This is a genomic window from Yinghuangia sp. ASG 101 (assembly GCF_021165735.1).
GTDB lineage: Bacteria > Actinomycetota > Actinomycetes > Streptomycetales > Streptomycetaceae > Yinghuangia.
This window is the reverse complement of record NZ_CP088911.1, coordinates 3258747-3276123: the sequence shown is the minus strand read 5'-3', so window position 1 is coordinate 3276123 and position 17377 is coordinate 3258747. Positions and strand designations below refer to the sequence as shown.

General features: G+C 72.7%; 11 protein-coding genes. 7 read left to right on the top strand and 4 right to left on the bottom strand.

The window, feature by feature from the left end; genetic code table 11:
* Positions 1–106 precede the first annotated feature (106 nt).
* On the bottom strand, positions 107–1471 hold the full coding sequence (locus LO772_RS13675; RefSeq protein ID WP_231778683.1) for an RNA polymerase sigma factor: 1365 nt from the start codon (positions 1469–1471) through the stop codon (positions 107–109).
* Positions 1472–2168: 697 nt separating this feature from the next.
* Here LO772_RS13675 and LO772_RS13670 point away from each other — a divergent pair.
* Positions 2169–3863 carry a cell division protein PerM gene (locus LO772_RS13670; protein WP_231778682.1) on the top strand — a complete coding sequence of 565 codons (1695 nt, stop codon included), beginning with the start codon at positions 2169–2171 and terminating at the stop codon, positions 3861–3863.
* 7 nt (positions 3864–3870) lie between these two features.
* Here the strand turns inward: LO772_RS13670 and LO772_RS13665 are convergent, their stop codons facing one another.
* Complete coding sequence (locus LO772_RS13665; RefSeq protein ID WP_231778681.1) at positions 3871–4638, bottom strand: hypothetical protein; 768 nt, start codon at positions 4636–4638, stop codon at positions 3871–3873.
* Positions 4639–5161: 523 nt separating this feature from the next.
* On the opposite strand from LO772_RS13665, the gene purN reads away from it, so the two are divergent.
* Entirely contained in the window at positions 5162–5806 is a 645-nt protein-coding gene (gene purN, locus LO772_RS13660) for a phosphoribosylglycinamide formyltransferase (protein ID WP_231778680.1), read from the top strand.
* On the top strand, positions 5803–7374 hold the full coding sequence (gene purH / locus LO772_RS13655) for a bifunctional phosphoribosylaminoimidazolecarboxamide formyltransferase/IMP cyclohydrolase (RefSeq protein ID WP_231778679.1): 1572 nt from the start codon (positions 5803–5805) through the stop codon (positions 7372–7374). Before purN ends, purH begins: the two co-directional genes overlap by 4 nt.
* A 450-nt stretch (positions 7375–7824) precedes the next feature.
* Here purH and LO772_RS13650 read toward each other — a convergent pair whose 3' ends face one another.
* Positions 7825–9276 (bottom strand): thioester domain-containing protein, encoded by a 1452-nt coding sequence (locus LO772_RS13650; RefSeq protein WP_231778678.1) that lies wholly within the window; start codon positions 9274–9276, stop codon positions 7825–7827.
* An 894-nt stretch (positions 9277–10170) separates the two neighbouring features.
* Here LO772_RS13650 and LO772_RS13645 point away from each other — a divergent pair.
* The 4 genes from LO772_RS13645 (at position 10171) to LO772_RS13630 (ending at position 15873) form a co-directional block, all read left to right on the top strand.
* The gene (locus LO772_RS13645) at positions 10171–11025 is read left to right on the top strand and encodes a bifunctional methylenetetrahydrofolate dehydrogenase/methenyltetrahydrofolate cyclohydrolase (RefSeq protein WP_231778677.1); all 855 of its coding nucleotides are present in this window, start codon (positions 10171–10173) and stop codon (positions 11023–11025) included.
* 849 nt (positions 11026–11874) lie between these two features.
* Positions 11875–12639: a DUF3017 domain-containing protein gene (locus tag LO772_RS13640; RefSeq protein WP_231778676.1), complete on the top strand. Its 765-nt coding sequence runs from the start codon at positions 11875–11877 to the stop codon at positions 12637–12639.
* Between the two features lie 161 nt (positions 12640–12800).
* Positions 12801–14177: an outer membrane protein assembly factor BamB family protein gene (locus tag LO772_RS13635; protein ID WP_231778675.1), complete on the top strand. Its 1377-nt coding sequence runs from the start codon at positions 12801–12803 to the stop codon at positions 14175–14177.
* Between the two features lie 475 nt (positions 14178–14652).
* Positions 14653–15873: an outer membrane protein assembly factor BamB family protein gene (locus tag LO772_RS13630; RefSeq protein WP_231778674.1), complete on the top strand. Its 1221-nt coding sequence runs from the start codon at positions 14653–14655 to the stop codon at positions 15871–15873.
* 90 nt (positions 15874–15963) lie between these two features.
* On the opposite strand, the gene LO772_RS13625 is transcribed toward LO772_RS13630, so the two are convergent.
* A complete protein-coding gene (locus tag LO772_RS13625) occupies positions 15964–17169 on the bottom strand; it encodes a cold-shock protein (RefSeq protein WP_231778673.1) in 1206 nt (401 codons plus the stop codon).
* Positions 17170–17377 lie beyond the last annotated feature (208 nt).

Genomic DNA, 17377 nt, shown 5'->3' with positions numbered 1-17377 from the left:
GTCGATGCGGGGCAATGTCGCTTTGTCCGTCAAGTTATCCACAAGGCCTGGGGATTTGTGGATAACTCTGCCCGGGGGCCTGTGGACAACCGGCACTGACGGGCCGTCAGCGGTGGCTGTTCTCCCGGATCAGGATCACCTGGTCGTCCTCGTCGTACTCCACCTCGAACACCACTGACGCCAGCGAGCCTTCCGCCGCCTTCGCCAGGAAGTCCCCCGCGTACACGACCTGTTGCTTCGACAGCCCGAACGCCGCCGCGCCGCGGAACGCGACCTTGGGGGAGAGCGGCAGCTCGCGGCCCGGCTGCTGGGGGGCGTTCGCGGGCGCGTCGGCCGGGTCGACGGTGATGAAGGTGCCGCCGTCGTGGCTCGCGGTTCCCATGACGTGCACCAACTCCTGCTTGTCCGCCGGGACATGCTGGGCCCGCGCGGTGCTGCGCCCGATGTTGATGGGCGGCTTCGCGGCCTCGGCGACGAGCGGCATCCCGGCCGCCGCGCGCGCGGACATCGAGGCCCGGACCTCCGCGCGTTCGTCGGGCAGGTTCCCCGGGAGGAACGTCACGACGACGGTGTACACCAGCAGGCCGAGGACCGCGGCACCGACCACGCCGATGAGGATCTTGGTACGGCCCTGCGTATCGGTCCGGACGAGTTCCGCGGTCTCCAACTCCGGCCGGTACCGGCCCGCGAGGTCGCGCATCATGGCCGCGATGCGCTCCTGCGCCTCCGGACCGTCGGGGGCCAGGCCGCCCAACGCGTCGATGTCGTCGACCAGTTGCTCGTCCGCCATGGCGATGCGCTCCACGGTCGAGCCGACCGTGGACTCCGTCTCCGCCGCGATCTCCTCCGCGGTCATCCCCGCGAGGTGGTGGAGGACCGCCGCCCGGCGGCGGTGCGCGGGGACGCCGAGCAGCGCGCGCAGCAGCGCGACATCAGTGGACCACTGGTCGTCGCCGGGGATCTCCGCCTCCGGATCCGGGGCCGGATCCAGGACCGGGACGGGAGGGGAGGGCTCCGCGGGCGGGCGGGGGCCGGCCGTGCCGCCGGCAGGGGGCCGGGGGGCGCCCTTCGGGGCCGGTTGCGCGGGACCGCCGTCCGGTCCGTCGTGCGGTCCGCCTCCCGGCGCGCCTCCGGACGCGTCCTCCGCGGGGCCGCCGGAGGCTTTCGCGGACCGGCCTCCGGGGGTGGGGATGCGGTTCACCCCGCGGGCGAGCCGGTCCACCGGCAGACGTGCGGTGATCCTGTGCCGGGCGCGGTACAGGTGGTCCAGGGCGATGTCGGACGCGATCATCCGCACCCACGATTCGAGGTTCGGCGTGGGGCCGAGCACGTCCCAGTCGGCGTACGCCCGCGCGTATGCCCGCTGCGTCGCGTGCACGGCGCGGTGGGGGCTCGCGGTCAGGAGGTACACGTGGCGGGCGATGTCGGCGGCCGTCCTGTCGTAGAACGCGTCGAAAGTCGCGTCGTCCATGGTGGTGCGCTCCCGGTCGTTCGCATGCCTCGTGCGCCGAGGCCTTCGGCGCGTGGCCCTGAAGCGGCATTGAATACCAGAAACATACGATTCGTTACTATTTGGAACGACACGAATGGCGTGAAGGTCTCATACAGCCCATAACGTCACGGGATTGGCAGCATGAGGCACCGTGACCGAGACCCCCGTATCCGCGAGCCCCCCACCCGACGGGCCCGACCCGCACGGCCGGCCCGGTGCCGACGCCCCACCCGAGGCCGACGCCCCCGCGTCGCCCCGCCCGGAACCCCCGCCTGCGGACCCGCCGCCCACACCGCCCGTGCCGCCCAGGCCGCCGACACCGCCGAACCCGCTGCCCGCGGCGCCTCCGATCCCGGACGCAGCGGCCGGCCCGAACCCGGCGGAATCCGACACGCCGCGCGGGACCACCGGGCCGGGGGCTCCTCGCCAAGAGACCGAGGAGCACGGCGAACCGGGCGCGGGACGAAACGGTGCCGCCGCCACCGGGGCCGACGCCCATGCGGCTGCCGCCCCCGCGACGGGTGGGCCGGTGGCCGCCGCGTCCGCGGCTCCCGCGCCCGCGGCAGACCCGCCGGTGGTTCCCGCGTCCGCGACCGCCGCTTCCGTGACCGCGGTTCCCGCGACCACGCCCGCGGCCGATCCACCGGTCGCTCCCGCCCCCGCGACCGCCGCTTCCATGACCGCGGTTCCCGCGACCGCCACCTCCGCGACCGCGCCCGCCCCTCCCGCGGCCCCCGCCCTCATTCCGCCGATGCCTCGCCTGCCGCCTCCGGCGCCTCCGCTCTCGGACGCACCGGCCGCCCCGAGCCCGGCGGCCTCCGACAGGCCGCGCAAGCGCACGCCGCTGCGTCTGCGTCTGCGCCTGCGTCTGCATCGACGCCTGCGCCTGCGCCTGCGTCCGCGCCTGCCCTGGCGCGAAGCGGCGGCGACGTCCGCGCTCCTCGTGACCCGCTTCCCCGCGACCGCCGCCCGGGCCGTCCTCGCCGCCGTGCGCTCCGGCGCGGTGGCCGCCGTCACCGCCGCGGGCCTCGGCCTGCTTTTCGCCGTCGGCCTGTTCCTGCTCGTCGTGGTCGCGGACACGTTCGGGGGCGGCGGCACCTCGTCGGGCGACATCATGCGTACCGCGGGTCAGATCTGGCTCGCCGCCCAGCGCGTCGGCGTCGACGTCTCCGCCGATGCGTCGCAGGACGCGGTACGGCTCGGCGTCGTGCCGCTCGGGGTCTCGATTCCGGTGGTCATCGTGCTCGTCCGGGCCGGTCGGCGGTGCTCGCTCGCGCCGGTACGGCACGGGGGCGCGCGTTATCCGACCATCGCGCTCGCGGCGTGCGCGCTGGTGTACGCCGCGCTCGCGTACATCGTCGCGGTCGCGTCCGCGACCCCCGCACTCCGCCCGGTGCCCGGACGCGCTCCCGTCGCGACGTTCGTGGCCGCACTGGTGTTCGGGGTTTTCGGGGCCGCCCGGGCGGGCGCGTACCCCGGCCTCGCCGACCGGCTGCCCCGGCGCGTGGCGGACCGCGTGAAACCGTTCGCGGCCCCGGCCCGGGCCGCGCTCGCCTCCGGGGCGGCGGGCGCGCTGCTGCTGGCGGTGGGCGGAGCAATCGTCGTCCTCGCGTCGACAATCACTCACGCGGGTGAAATCGGGCGCCTCGCCGACCGGGTCGCGGACGGCGGTCCGGAGACGCTCGCCCTCGCGCTCCTGTGCGCCGCGCTGCTCCCCAACGCGATCGTGTGCGCGGTCGCGTACGCCTCGTGCGCCGGTTTCGCGCTGGGCGTGGGCACGACGGTCGCGCCGGGCGAGGTCACCGTGGGGGCCCTCCCCGCGCTGCCGCTGCTGGGCGCCGTCCCGGAGGCGACGTCCGCGGCCGGGTGGTGCACGCTCGCGGTCCCGGCCGTCGCGGGCGTCGGCGCGGGACTCGTCGCGGCCCGCCGCACCTCCGCCGGGTCCCTGTGGACAACCGCCGGAACCGCCGCCTCGGGCGGAATCGTGACCGGCGCGCTGACCGCCGCGGCGGCCTCGATGGCCACGGGAGCCGCGGGAACGCACCGCATGGCACAGATCGGCCCGCACGTGTGGACGACCGCCGGAGCGGCGGCGGGCGAGGTCGCCGCCGCGGCCGTCGTCACCGCGCTCGTCGCGGGTTGGCGCCAACGGCACCGCACCCGGCACCCGGCGGACCACCGGGCACCCCGCGTCCCCGACTCCCGGCAGCGCCTTCGCGCCGGCCGGCCGACGCGGACGCGCCGGTCCGGCCGGGCCGACGCGGCGCGCGCACAAGGGCCGGCCCGGCCGCGGAACCCACGCGCTCGACCGCGCGCCGCGGCGTCCCCCTCCCCGCACCGGCGGGACGGCGGAGGCGGAAGCGGGCCGTAGCGACCGCTCAGATCGGGTTGCTGTCCAGGTTGTCGACCAAGTCCCGCGCGAATCCCGGGAGTTCGGACTTGCACTGATGCTGCGCCTGCTTGGTCAGCGCGGCGTCCATGCAGTCGTAGTAGTCCTGCTGCGACCAGCGGAAGCACCACACACCGAACACCCACACGACCGCGAGGAGGCCCGTGACCAGGCCGACCACCGCTCCCGGCGGGCGCGGCACGGTCCCCGGGGTCCGCGCGCCGGGGGCGCTGCGGACCCGCGCGGGACGGGGGAACCGGCGGGCGCGGCCCGGCGAGCGGGCCGTACCGCCCGGGCCCTGCTCGACGCGCGGGCCCACCACCGGGGCGGACGTGCCGCGCAGCGCGCGGATGCCGAGCACGGCCGCCGCGAAGCCCATCACGATCCCGGCTTCCTCCCACAGGAAGACGCCGATGAACAGCCCCCACACGCCGAGCCACAGGGCCCACCGCGCGTTGCGGCGGCGCGGGTCCGCGGGCGGCCGGTCCTCGTCGCGGTCGCGGCCCCGGCGGTCGCGGCCGGAATCCGGGTCGCCCCACGGACCGCCGCCGGAACCACCCGAGTCACCCGAGCCGGAACCGCCCGGCCCCGTGCGGTCCGTCCCGGAGCCCGTTCCCCCGTGGGGAAGGTTCCAGGGCGCCGCGGGCGGGCGGTCGGGGGCGCCCTCCGGCGGCGGAGCGTAGGGGTCCCGTTCGTCGGTTTCGTTGCCCGCTCCGCCAGTACTGCCCGTGCCGTCCGTGCGATTGCCCGTGCTCATGCGTACACCCCGCCGCGGTCGGTTCCGCGCGCGTCCGACAAGCCTTTCCCGTTGATGCGTCCGCTCCGCTCACTCATCCGTGCCGCCTGCCCTCGTCCCGCCGGATCCCCCAGGGGGCACCCCGCTCCCAACCTCACGCGCGCCCCGGCGGCCCTCGTCTCCTCGGGCCTGTCGCGCCTGGCGTCGTCCAGCAGTGCGCCCTACCTCCGTGCCGGGGGCCGCCCGCCCCGCGCGGGTCGGCCGATGCGAACAACAGTTGCCTGGGATCGTACGTGTGCGCGCCGACCGCGATACGAGCGGTCGCGCCCCCAGGGCGCCCCCGGGCCGCCACAATGCGCTGCCCGGGTTCGGTGCCGCGCGGCCCCTGACGCTATCGTTGCTGACGATCGGGCGCTGCCCGCGCGTTCCCTCCCCGTCGCCTCCGGTTTCCCTGCCGGTGCCGCACGCGGGCCGCGCGGCGCGTGCCGCTCGGCATGCCCGTTCACGCCCGTTCCACGATCCAGAGCCCGGAAAGAGCCCCGCAGTGGCCGTTCACGCCCCGCGCACCCCAGGGCCCGCGCGGCTCGTCGTTCTCGTCTCCGGCTCCGGCACCAACCTGCAGGCGCTGCTCGACGCGTGCGCGGACCCGGCGTACGGCGCCGAGGTCGTCGCCGTGGGCGCCGACCGCCCCGGCATCGTCGGCCTGGAACGCGCCGAGAAGGCCGGGGTGCCGACCTTCGTCGTACGGGTGGGCGACCACGCCACCCGCGAGGCCTGGGACGCCGCACTGGCCGCCGAGGTCGCCGCGCACGCACCCGACCTGGTGGTGTCGGCGGGCTTCATGAAGATCCTCGGCGCCGAGTTCCTGCGGCGCTTCGAGGGCCGCACGGTCAACACCCACCCGGCGCTGCTGCCCGCGTTCCCCGGGACGCACGGCGTGCGCGACGCCCTCGCGTACGGCGCGAAGGTCACCGGCTGCACCGTCCACTTCGTCGACGCGGGCGTCGACACCGGCCCGATCATCGCCCAGGGCGTGGTCGCGGTGGAGGACACCGACGAGGCCGACGGCGGCGACGCGCTGCACGAGCGCATCAAGACGGTCGAGCGTTCCCTGCTCGTCGACATCGTGGGCCGCCTCGCCCGCGAGGGATACCGCATCGAAGGAAGAAAGGTCCGATTCGGATCATGAGCACCCCCGAGAGCTCCCCGAACAAGCGTCCGATTCGCCGCGCGCTGGTCAGCGTGTACGACAAGACCGGGCTTGAGGAGCTCGCCCAGGGGCTGCACGCCGCCGGGGTCGAACTCGTCTCGACCGGCTCGACCGCCGCCAGGATCGCCGCCGCCGGGGTGCCGGTGACCAGGGTCGAGGAGCTGACCGGCTTCCCCGAGTGCCTCGACGGCCGCGTCAAGACGCTGCACCCGCGCGTGCACGCCGGCATCCTCGCCGACCAGCGCCTGGACACGCACCGCGCGCAGCTCGACGAGCTGGGCATCGCGCCGTTCGAGCTGGTGGTCGTCAACCTGTACCCGTTCGAGGCGACCGTCGCCTCCGGCGCGTCCCCGGACGAGTGCGTCGAGCAGATCGACATCGGCGGCCCGTCCATGGTCCGTGCCGCGGCCAAGAACCACCCGTCCGTCGCCGTCGTGACCAGCCCCGACCGCTACGGCGACGTACTCGCCGCGGTCGCCGACGGCGGGTTCGACCTCGTGGCGCGCAAGCGTCTGGCCGGCGAGGCGTTCGCCCACACCGCGGCCTACGACGTCGCCGTCGCGTCGTGGTTCTCCGGCGTCCACGCACCCGCCGACGACGAGCCGTTCCCGGCCTTCCTCGGCGCGACCCGGCGCCGGCAGGCCGTGCTGCGGTACGGCGAGAACCCGCACCAGTCCGCCGCGCTGTACACCGCGGGCGGCGGCGGCCTCGCGGGCGCCGAGCAACTGCACGGCAAGGAGATGTCGTACAACAACTACGTCGACACCGACGCCGCGCGCCGGGCCGCGTACGACCACACCCTGCCGTGCGTCGCGATCATCAAGCACGCCAACCCGTGCGGCATCGCGATCGGCGAGGACGTCGCCGAGGCCCACCGCCTCGCCCACGCGTGCGACCCGGTGTCGGCGTACGGCGGCGTGATCGCGGTCAACCGGCCGGTGTCCGTCGCGATGGCCGAGCAGGTCGCGGAGATCTTCACCGAGGTCATCGTCGCGCCCGACTTCGAGGACGGCGCGATCGAGGTCCTGTCCCGCAAGAAGAACATCCGCGTGCTGCGCGCCCCCGAAGCGCCGTCCGCGCCCACCGAGTTCCGGCAGATCGACGGCGGCCTGCTGCTCCAGGACACGGACCGCTTCCAGGCCCCCGGCGACGAGCCCGAGAACTGGACGCTCGCGACCGGCGAGCCCGCCGACGAGGCCACCCTGCGCGATCTCGTCTTCGCGTGGCGCTCGGTGCGCGCGGTCAAGTCCAACGCGATCCTGCTCGCGACCGGCGGCGCGACGGTCGGCGTCGGCATGGGCCAGGTCAACCGCGTCGACTCCGCGCGGCTCGCGGTGCAGCGGGCCGGGGAAGAGCGCGCGGTCGGCTCGGTGGCCGCGTCGGACGCGTTCTTCCCGTTCCCCGACGGCCTGGAGGTCCTGACCGCGGCGGGCGTCAAGGCCGTGGTGCAGCCCGGTGGTTCGGTACGCGACGACCAGGTCGTCGAGGCCGCACGCGCCGCCGGAATCACCATGTACTTCACCGGCACCCGGCACTTCTTCCACTGACCGACCGCCCTGACGGGCCGTCACGATGTCTTGTGCGCCGGTGACTTGACGTCGACCACGGCCCGCGGGGGACGGTCGCGCGTCGGCGGGGGACGGAACCGGCCCCGGCCAAGCTGGTGTTACGCCCGCCGCCCGCCGCCCGCCGCCCGCCGCCTGCCGCCCGCGTGAGCGGGAGACGCGGCGGGTCGGCGACGTGCGTCCCGCGGCCTCGCCGACGCCGACGGCTTCTGGCCCGCCGATGCGCTGCACCGACATCGCGACCGCGTCGCTCGCGGGTGCCGGCGGGCCGGAGCCGCCCCCGTGCCCGACCGCACAGGCCGCCCGACGCCGCCCTCGCGGACCCGAAAGAACGAGGGGCCGCCTCCGACACGTTCACCGTGTCCGAGGCGGCCCCTCGCCGTACTCCGGCGTGTGCCGCTCAGCCCGCCACGGGCTGACGCAACGTCATCTTCAGCCGGTCGCTCCGCGGCGCTTCACGACGAAGAACACCAGGCCGCCGCCGAGCAGCAGCACCGCGGCGCCGCCCAGGTACAGGCCCGAGTTGCTGTCACTGCCGCCGGTCTCGGCGAGCTCCGGGCCCTCGTTGTCCGCGGCGGGCGGGACGCTGGCCGGGGGAGCCGACGGGGAGTCCGTGGCGGCCGGCGGCGGGGTGCCGCCGCCACCGCCGGTGGTCGACGCGGTCTTGCAGTCCAGGACGCCGGTGAATTCCTTCAGCTCCTGGTTGTCCGGGCCCATGATCTTGATCGTGTAGGCCTGGTCTTCCTCGACCTTGACGAGTTCCTTCGTGGTCTCGCCCGGCTTCACGCTCGACTTCTTGCCGTTCAGCGAGAACTCGAACGGGGTGTCGCCCTTGTTGGTCGCGGTGACCTCGACGCCGCCCTCGGTGCACTTCTGCTCGGCGGTGAAGTTCGGCAGCGCGCCCTTGAGCGCCCACGACGCCTTCGCGTTCGCACCGGCCTTGACCGGCTTCTGCTGCGCGAGGATCAGCTTCTGCGACGCCTTGTCGTTGTGCTGGTTCTTGCCGTTGAAGATGCGTCCGGCGTCGAGCGTCGACGTCCCGGAGACCTGCACCGTCGCCGAGCCCTTGTCGCTGCCCTCGGCCGGCTTGACGTACAGCTCGTCGCCGTTGCCCGCCTTGGTGACCGGGTTGCCGCTCTTGTCGACGAGCTTCGTGCCCGCCGGCGCGCCGTCCTTCAGGGACGCGTCGATGGCCTTGCCCTGGGCGTTCGTCTTGACGGTGAACGGCCCGACGCCCGGGGTGGCGCTGGGGGAGCCGCTCTGCTCGTCCGGGGTGAGCTGGAGCGAGATCTTCGGCTCGGCGTTGTCGGCGTCGCTCGCCTTGCCGATCAGGTACTCGTAGAGCTTGGTGATGTCCTTCTGGCCGTCGTCCTTCAGGTCGACCTTGTCGCTGAAGTGCCAGATGGCCGCCTGCGTCGCGGCGGCGGCCTCCTTCGCGTCCAGGTCGGACACGTCGGCGGCCTTCTTCAGGTCCGCGACGGACTTCGTCGGGTACGAGTTGAGCAGCAGCCACTTGATCTTCGCGCGGCGCGTCTCGGCGTCGGCGCCCGACGGCCAGGTGCTGCCCCACTCGCCCTCGGTGTACTTGTTGCCCGGGGAGGTCGGGTTCCCGAAGTCGACGCAGTAGACCAACAAGGTCTCGCCCGACTCCAGTTCGAGGCTCATGAGCCCGGCGCCGATCTTGTCCTTGTGGCCGGCGAGCGACAGGCCGACGGAGTCGCCCTTGTTGTCGCCGTCGACGTCGGCGAAGCCCTTGTAGGTGCCCTTGACGCCTTCCGCGTGCGCCGGAGCGGCGAGGGCGAGCGTCCCGCCCACCGCAAGAGCGGACGCCGCCGCGAACGCGGACAGCCGGGCGGCCGTCCTCCGGTCCTGCCTACGGAACATGAGTCGCACTCCCTCGAAATAGGGGTCGATCGAGAACAGAGGGGTACGGCGGGGACAACCACACCGCCGAATGTCCGCTCGGCAGCTTAGGGGCGGTGCGCAATATCAAAACCAATTGTCACAGCGTTGTTCCAAGGCCTTTACCTTTCGCGCGGAACGGATAATGGCGGGCAGGAATTAATCGTGCTGTCGACAAATTCGATGCGCGATGGCGCGGCAAGACGGAAATTGCACCGGAAAGCATCGCCGAATATCGAATAACTTAACATTCTCTTTATATGGGACAAATAGATGGTTGTTCTTGTCCCGCGCCGCTCGTCGGCTGCCTCGAACGGCGGCGGTCGGTGTGTGGGCTCACGACGCGGGGACGGCGCCGAGGACACGAGGCGACAGCGCGGCCGTCGCACGGCGGAGGGGGCGGGCGACGGCGGTCCCGGACGGCAACCGACTCGCGGTACCCCCCGGTGTTTCCCTTGTCGGGCTTCGCGTCAGTCGATTCTCGCGCCGGCTCTCGGCCGGACCGGACTGCTTCGGGTGCGTTCGCTTTCGTCGGGCCAGGCTCGCGCCGCGCATGGCTCCGGGGGCGAGGTCCGCGCTGTGCCGGTTTCGCGCCCGGCGGTTGTTCCGCCGCGCATCGCCTCCTGGCGCGTCGACTGCGTTTCCCGTCCTGTGCCTGTCGCTCCGTCCGTCCCGTCGACCTGCCTCCCGTCCGGCCCCGCCGCCGTTCTGCCCGCGTTCCGTCGCCCCGGCCCGTACCTTTCCTCCGCGCGGGCCCGGGTGCGGGGCGTGTGAGGCGGAGTCGCCGTGTACGGGACAATCGTGGTGAGACCCCGTGGCCCCGCGCCCAGCGGCGCGTGCCACGAAACGGCCGCACCCGTGGATCAGGAGACCCCTTTGAAGGCGCAGAAGCTCGACGGCAAGGCGACCGCCGCCCAGATCAAGTCCGAGTTGGCGGTCCGTGTCGAGGCGCTGAAGGCCCAGGGGATCACCCCCGGCCTCGGCACGGTCCTCGTCGGCGACGACCCCGGCAGCCACTCGTACGTGCGCGGCAAGCACCGCGACTGCGCGCAGGTCGGCATCGCGAGCATCCAGCGCGAACTGCCGGAGACCGCGACGCAGGAGGAGGTCGAGGCGGTCGTCCGCGAACTCAACGAGGACCCCGCGTGCACCGGCTACATCGTGCAACTCCCGCTGCCGCGCGGCCTCGACGCCAACCGCGTACTGGAGCTGATCGACCCGGACAAGGACGCCGACGGCCTGCACCCGACCAACCTCGGCCGCCTCGTCCTCGGTCAGGAGGCCCCGCTGCCGTGCACGCCGCGCGGCATCGTCGAGCTGCTGCACCGGTACGACATCCCGATCAACGGCGCCGACGTGTGCGTCATCGGCCGCGGGGTGACCGTCGGCCGCCCGATCGGCCTGCTGCTCACCCGCCGCACCGAGAACGCCACGGTGACGCTGTGCCACACCGGGACGAAGGACCTGACGCGGCACGTGCTGGAGGCCGACATCGTGGTCGCCGCGGCCGGTGTCGCGGGCCTGGTCAGCGCCGACATCGTCAAGCCGGGCGCGGTCGTCCTCGACGTCGGCATCACCCGCACCGACCAGGGCCTCGTCGGCGACGTGCACCCGGAGGTCTCCGAGAAGGCCGCGTGGATCGCCCCGATGCCCGGCGGCGTCGGCCCGATGACGCGCGCGATGCTGCTGACGAACGTCGTCGAGGCGGCGGAACGGGCGTTGGCCGGGTAACGCGGCGCCCGCCTCGGGCGCAAAATCGGCCACGATTTCGACGGGTTTCCTGATCGTTTTCCGCGGCCGATTTCCCAGCGGGAACCAAGCGAAATAATCAGGGCCGGCCGACCGACGAAACCGCGGCCCCAAGGTGTGAGGCCGCTGCCGGTCGCCGGTCGCCGATTGCGGATTGGCGCCGGCGACTGTCGGCTCTCCCCGCACGCGGCGACCGGCTTGTTCGCAGGCACCCAAGATCCCGCGGTCCTCGCCGCGCCGTGCGGCTGATCGCCCGTGTGCCGGAGTGGTTTTCGCCCGGCCCGGCGGGGAGCCCGGGCAAGGCTCTAGAGTGGAGTGCCCCGACCACCAGGAAGGCATCAGGCATGGCCGACACACCGGCTCGCGGCCTGCGGCTCGCGCACGCCAGGTGCGGCAGCACGCCGCACGGGTCCGCGCCGCCACTGCCTCGGACCGGTGGCCGTCCGTTCCTTGTCGCGGGGTGACGCGATGACGTGGAACGCCTTCAGGGGGCCGAGGCCGTCGGGCCACGACGGCGCGTCGAGCGATGGCGCCGTCCCCGGGCCGGGCGGGAGCCCCGGCGATCATTCCGCGCCCGGCTACGGCGACGCGTACCGCCACCCCACCGGGCACGGCGAGCCTTCCGCGCCGGCAGGCACCCACCCGCCGGTCGGCGGTCACCCCGCACCACACGGTGGCGCGCCGGACCCCCCGCCGCGCACGCCCGGCGCACACGACGCCCCCCACCCACCACCGGCCGCGCACGGCCACGGCGGCGGCCACCTGGGCGACGGCATGCCTGCGCCGCCCGCAGGCCGGAACCCATTGCAATCCCCGACGCCCCCAAACCCGTTGGGCACCCCCGGCACGAACGGCGGCCCCCGCGCGACCCCGCAAACCCCGCACAACCCGCCGGGCACACCAGCCCCTCCGGGCCCCTACGGCCGCCCCCACGCAACACCGGGAGCACCCCACAACCCGACCGGCACGCCACCGGACACCCACAGCACCACCCCCTCCACCCCACACACCGCACACGGCCACAACGGCGGTCATCACAGCGGCGGCGGTCGTGACGCCCGTCAAGGAAGCGGCGCCCACACCGGCGGCGGTCGTGACGGACGCCGCCCCGACGGCGGCCCCCACGACCGCCACCACCCGCGCCCCCGCATCGGCCACCACCCCGGTCACCCCGCCCCCATCGGCCGCGGCACGCAAGCCGCCCCCGGGCGTCCCGGCTCGCGCGACACCGCGCGGGCCGGCCGTCACCCGGGAACCCCCGCCGACGGCACCTACGTTCCCGAGGGCGGATCGTCCCCGACCGGTGTCGGCGGGCTGCGCGAGTGGCCGGCGCTCGTGGTGCTGGCGCTGCTTGCCGCGTCGATGGTGGTCGCCGCGGTGGCCGGGTTCCGTCCCGCGACGATCATGATCGGCGCCACGTTCGCGGTGGCCGCGGTCTTGCGGACTTTTGTCCGCGACGTGGGAATTCTCGCGGTCCGGAGCCGTTTCACCGACGTCATGGTGATGCTCGTTTTCGGCGCCTCGGTCGTCTTCCTCGGCCTGATGGTCCCGCCCCCGCTCGTCGATCTCCCGTGGATCCCGAACCGCACGGGCTGACGTCACGCTCCGAACCCGATGTCCCCGGCGACCCCACGCCGCCGGGTGCAGCAGGTGAAGAAGAGAACCAGAGTGCGGAATTCTCCCATCCCCTGAGTTCTTTTCGCCTTCGACCTGCGCATCGTGTGACCCCGAACTCTGCGACCCCACACACCCCCCGGTTGAGGGAAATCCCTTCAAATGACGGGCATTTCGGTCGCCTGTGGCACGCCGAGAAGGGGGCGTGCGTCGGATTCGAAGATGTCACCGGTGGTCCGCGGAAGGGGATACATATGAGGAGAATGCGCAGGTCTGTGATCCGCGGCATCGCTGTGGCCTTGGCAATGTTGGCCGGTGCCTGCACCGACGGTGGCGGTTCCGATTCCGGACCGACACCCTCGGCATCCGCGTCCCTCCGGACGAAACCGGCGGACGCACTCCCTGAGGTGTGGGCGACTCCGGCAAGCGCCGAGATCGACTGGCACAGCGGACTCCGTGTCGACTCAGGCCTGGTGATGACGAAGTACGGCACTGACAGCGTCATCGCGTACGCCGCCGACTCCGGCAAGGAGGCGTGGCGCCTGCGCCTGCCTGACGGAGGCCACCCCTGCACCCCGCCCAGCCCCGCGAACGAAGCCGGGCTCGCCGCGGTGGTGTTCGGAGCGGCTGCGTGCAACCGAGCCGGCGTCGTCGACATCCGCAGCGGGACACTCCTGTGGCACACCGACTCCCGCGAGACGCCGGAGAGAGACATCCGTGCGAGTATCGGCCCTACCGTGCTGACGGTCCAGCTGAAGTGTGGGGACCTGCGGCGCTTCGACGCGCGGACTGGTGACGTGCTGCCGACGTTCCTCACCCCGGACCGTGCGTGCGCGCACTCCGCCGGCCACAACGGCCGCCATGTGGCTGTGATCAACGACCCGGACGACGGGACTCCCACGGCGGAATTCGCGCTCTACGACGCGGAAACCGGCGCGAAGCTGTGGGAGCGCCCGATGAAACGCCGCGGGCTCAGGATCTACGCGGTCGTTTCGTCCGAGCCACTTGTGGTGGACATGGAGGTCGATTCCGTCCGGATGCTCCGGGTGTTCGACAGTCACGGCAATGAGGTGCGGACGCTTGGTGACAAGTTGCGATGGAGCATGCCCCCTCCGTTTGACGAGCAACTCGTCGACGGCGTGTGGGTGCGAGATTTGCGACGGATGCCCGTGCCGAGTTCCGGGCTGGCGGCCTACGACCTCGCCGCCAGTCGAGACCTACTGGGTGTGCCTCCCGGCGCGGCGCAGGAGGACGAGGTTGTCATCGGAATCTCCAAGGGACGTCTGGTGACGGTCAGGGTGGTCAAAGACCCCACCGCGGATAGGTTCCCGGAGGCGGCGATGTGGGTGATCACCCACGACTTGCGCACCGGTGAACGCAAGGACGTCGGGCAGGTGGACAACTCGTCCTTCGAGGGCGGTTCCGTTCTCAAGGTTGCGTACGTGCACGGCGACCTGCTCTTTGTGACCGCCTCGGTCCGCTCCGAGCATCACTTCGTCGCCCTGCGACTCCCCGGGTGAACCCCACAGGACCCGCGGTCGTTTTTGCGCTGGTGGTACGAGCAGACCACTATCCCGCCGGATGCGAGATTGCGGCGCGGCGGAGTGCCGAAGACGGGTCGGTCCGGCGGGTCAGGGCGATCAGGAGATCGTCCGGCGGTTCCCGACCGTTCTGATGCCTGGGGCGAATCGCCGGAATGCGGAGTTCCGCCTTCCTTGGCCTCCCTTCTCCTTCGACCCCGCGTGCCTGCGGCGCCACCTACCTGCCCGGTTGAGGGAAGTCCCTTCAAATACCGGGCATTTCGGCTGTCGGTGGCACGCGCAGAAGGGGGCGTGCGTCGGATTCGAAGATGTCACCGGTGGTCCGCGGAAGGGGATACATATGAGGAGAATGCGCAGGTCTGTGATCTGCGGCATCGCTGCGGCCTTGGCGATGCTGGCCGGCGCCTGCACGGATGGCGGCGGTTCCGATTCCGAACCAACACCCCTGACAACCATGTCCCAGCGGCCGGAACCGGCGGACGCGCTGTCGGTGATCTGGTCGACTCCGCCGAGCGACGAAATCGGCGCGACGGACCAACTCCGTGTCGATTCGGGCCTGGTGATGGCGCGGTACGGCGCCGACGGCATCATCGCGTACGCCGCCGACTCCGGCAAGGAGGCATGGCGCCTGCTCCTGCCCGACGGAGGCAAACCCTGCGCGCCACCCAGCCCCGCGAACGAAGCCGGGCTCGCCGCCGTGGTGTTCGGGAAACCCGGAACCGACGGACACAATTGGTGCAGCCGTGTCGGTGTCGTCGACGTCCGCGCCGGGACACTCCTGTGGCACACCGACTTCTCCGGCGAGATGCGGTACAAGACCGACATCCGTGCGAGCATCGGCCGTTCCGTGCTGACCGTCCAACTGCAGTGCGGGGACCTGCGCCGCTTCGACGCGCGGACCAGCCAAGCACTGCCGACCTTCCTCACCCCGGACCGCGCCTGCGCGCACTCCGCCGGCCACAACGGCCGTCACGTGGCCGTGGTCAACGCCCCGGACGACGGGACCCCCGAGGTGGCGCCGGGTTGGAAGCCGATCGGTCCGGACGCCACGGCCGAGTTCGCGCTCTACGACTCGGAGACCGGCGCGAAGCTGTGGGGCCACCCGATGAACCGCCGCGGATTGAAGGTCTTCGCGGTCGTTTCGTCCGATCCGCTCGTGGTCGACATGGAGATCGAATCCGTGCGGAAGTTCCGGGTGTTCGACGACCAAGGCCATGAGGTGCGGACGTTGGGCGGCGAGATGACCCCGAGCGTTCCCCCGCCGTTCAACGAGCAAGTCGTCGACGGCGTGTGGGTGCAGGATGTGCAGCTGAGGAGTTCGCCGGCTGCCGGGCTGCCGGCTTACGACCTCGCCACCGGCCGCGACCTGCCGGGCCTGCCGGCCGGCGCCGCGCAGGGGAACGAGAGGGTCGTCGGAATCTCCCAAGGGCGCCTGGTGCTGGTCAGGAACGAGGTGACGCAAGACCCCCTGACGAAGGCGGTCACGGGTGTGGCCATGCGGGTCGTCGCCCACGACCTGCACACCGGTGAAGGCAAGGACGTGGGGCAGGTGTACAGCGGATCGTTCGAGAAGGAATCGATCTTCCAGGTCGTCTACGCGCGCGGCGACCTCCTCTTCGTGTGGGCGTCGGCAGACTCCCACGGCCAGCTCGTCACCCTGCGCATCCCCGGCTGACCCCCCACCTGTATGCGGTCCGCACGACCGCGGGAACGACAAGGCCCGGCACCCGGGCACCGGCAACTCCCGCGGTCGTGTTCGCGCCCACTAGTACGAGCAGACCACCATGCCGCCGGACGCGAGATTGCAGCGCGGCGGCGTACCGAACGCGAGGCCGTTCCAGCGGGTCAGGGTGACCGGCAGGTCGACCCAGCGGTTCGGGGCCGCGCTGGTGTCGAGGAACTGGCAGGTGTACCCGGTGCCTTGGTCCGGTTCGACGGCGGCGACGCGCGGGATCTCACCACAGCGCAGAGGCGCCTCTTTCGCCTGGTACCGCTCCCAGAAGGCCCCGTACACGCCGGTCGCCGTCACCACGCCGCGCTGCGGAATGAGGACGTACTGGACGAGCATGCCCCCGCTCTCGATGCGGATCGTCCACCGGACCTCCACGCCCTCGTAGACCACGGTGCAGCCGGTGGTCGCTCCGGCCCCCAGGCTGACCCGGCCGCCCTCGCACGTGGCGCTCGTCTCGCCGGGGGCGCCCGCCATCAGCAGTGTCTCCAGGCGCAGTTCATAGAGCAGCTTCTCCGTCGTCGGGGCGTGCTCGTCCGGTACGGGAGGCAGGAACCGGCGGGCCTTCTCCTCGTCCTCGTGGGAGATGTACTCCGCTCCGGGGGCCGTGACCACGACCGGCAGCGGTACGCCTTCGGTGGCCGCCGGTGCGGGACTCGACGGCGGAGGCGTGACGCCGGGCGCGGTCACCGGGCCCGTGGCCGGAGGGGACGCGGGAGCCGTCACCCCGCCCGTGGCCGTCGGCGCCGCCTCGGTGTCCCGGTCGTCGCCGCCCCAGACGAGGAAGCCCAGCGCCGCGAGCGCGAGGCTCAGGGCGATCCCCCTGCCGGCCTGCCGGAACGGTTTCGGCAGCCGCGAGGTCTCGATCTTCTCGACGAGGCCGCACAATCCCGCCGCGACGAGCGCGAAACCCCACGCGTTCTCGCCGCCGTAGCGCCGCCACACCATGACGGCGGCGGCCACGAGTACGAGCAGCAGCAACCCGACTACGCAACCCTGCGCGTACTCGTCGGGCAGCGGCGGATACGGCTTCCCCCGACTCAGGGGGGTGACTCTGGTGGCCAGCGGCGCATACGGGCCGTCCACCGCGTCGAACGACACCCGCCGGCCCTCGTCCAGGCTCTCATGCCCGCTCAGCCGGACGAGGTCGGCGCGGACATGGACGTCCGGGCCACCGTCATCGGGGATGATGACGCCGCGGCCCTCGTCGCCGCCGACCCGCTTGAAGGTGCCTTCGGGCATGGGATTCCCCGCACTTCCACAGCCGCCTGCCGCACCCACGATAGCCGCGCGGCCGACGCCGCCGCGGGGGAGCGGCGGTATGCGTCACGAGTTGGTCGGCCACGGGTCTCAGCCGCTACGTCACACCTTCACCGGAACCGATCGCCGAACCGACCAGCCTGCCCGCCCCGAAGGAGACCCGCCGCCGAGCGACCGACGAAGCCCGAAA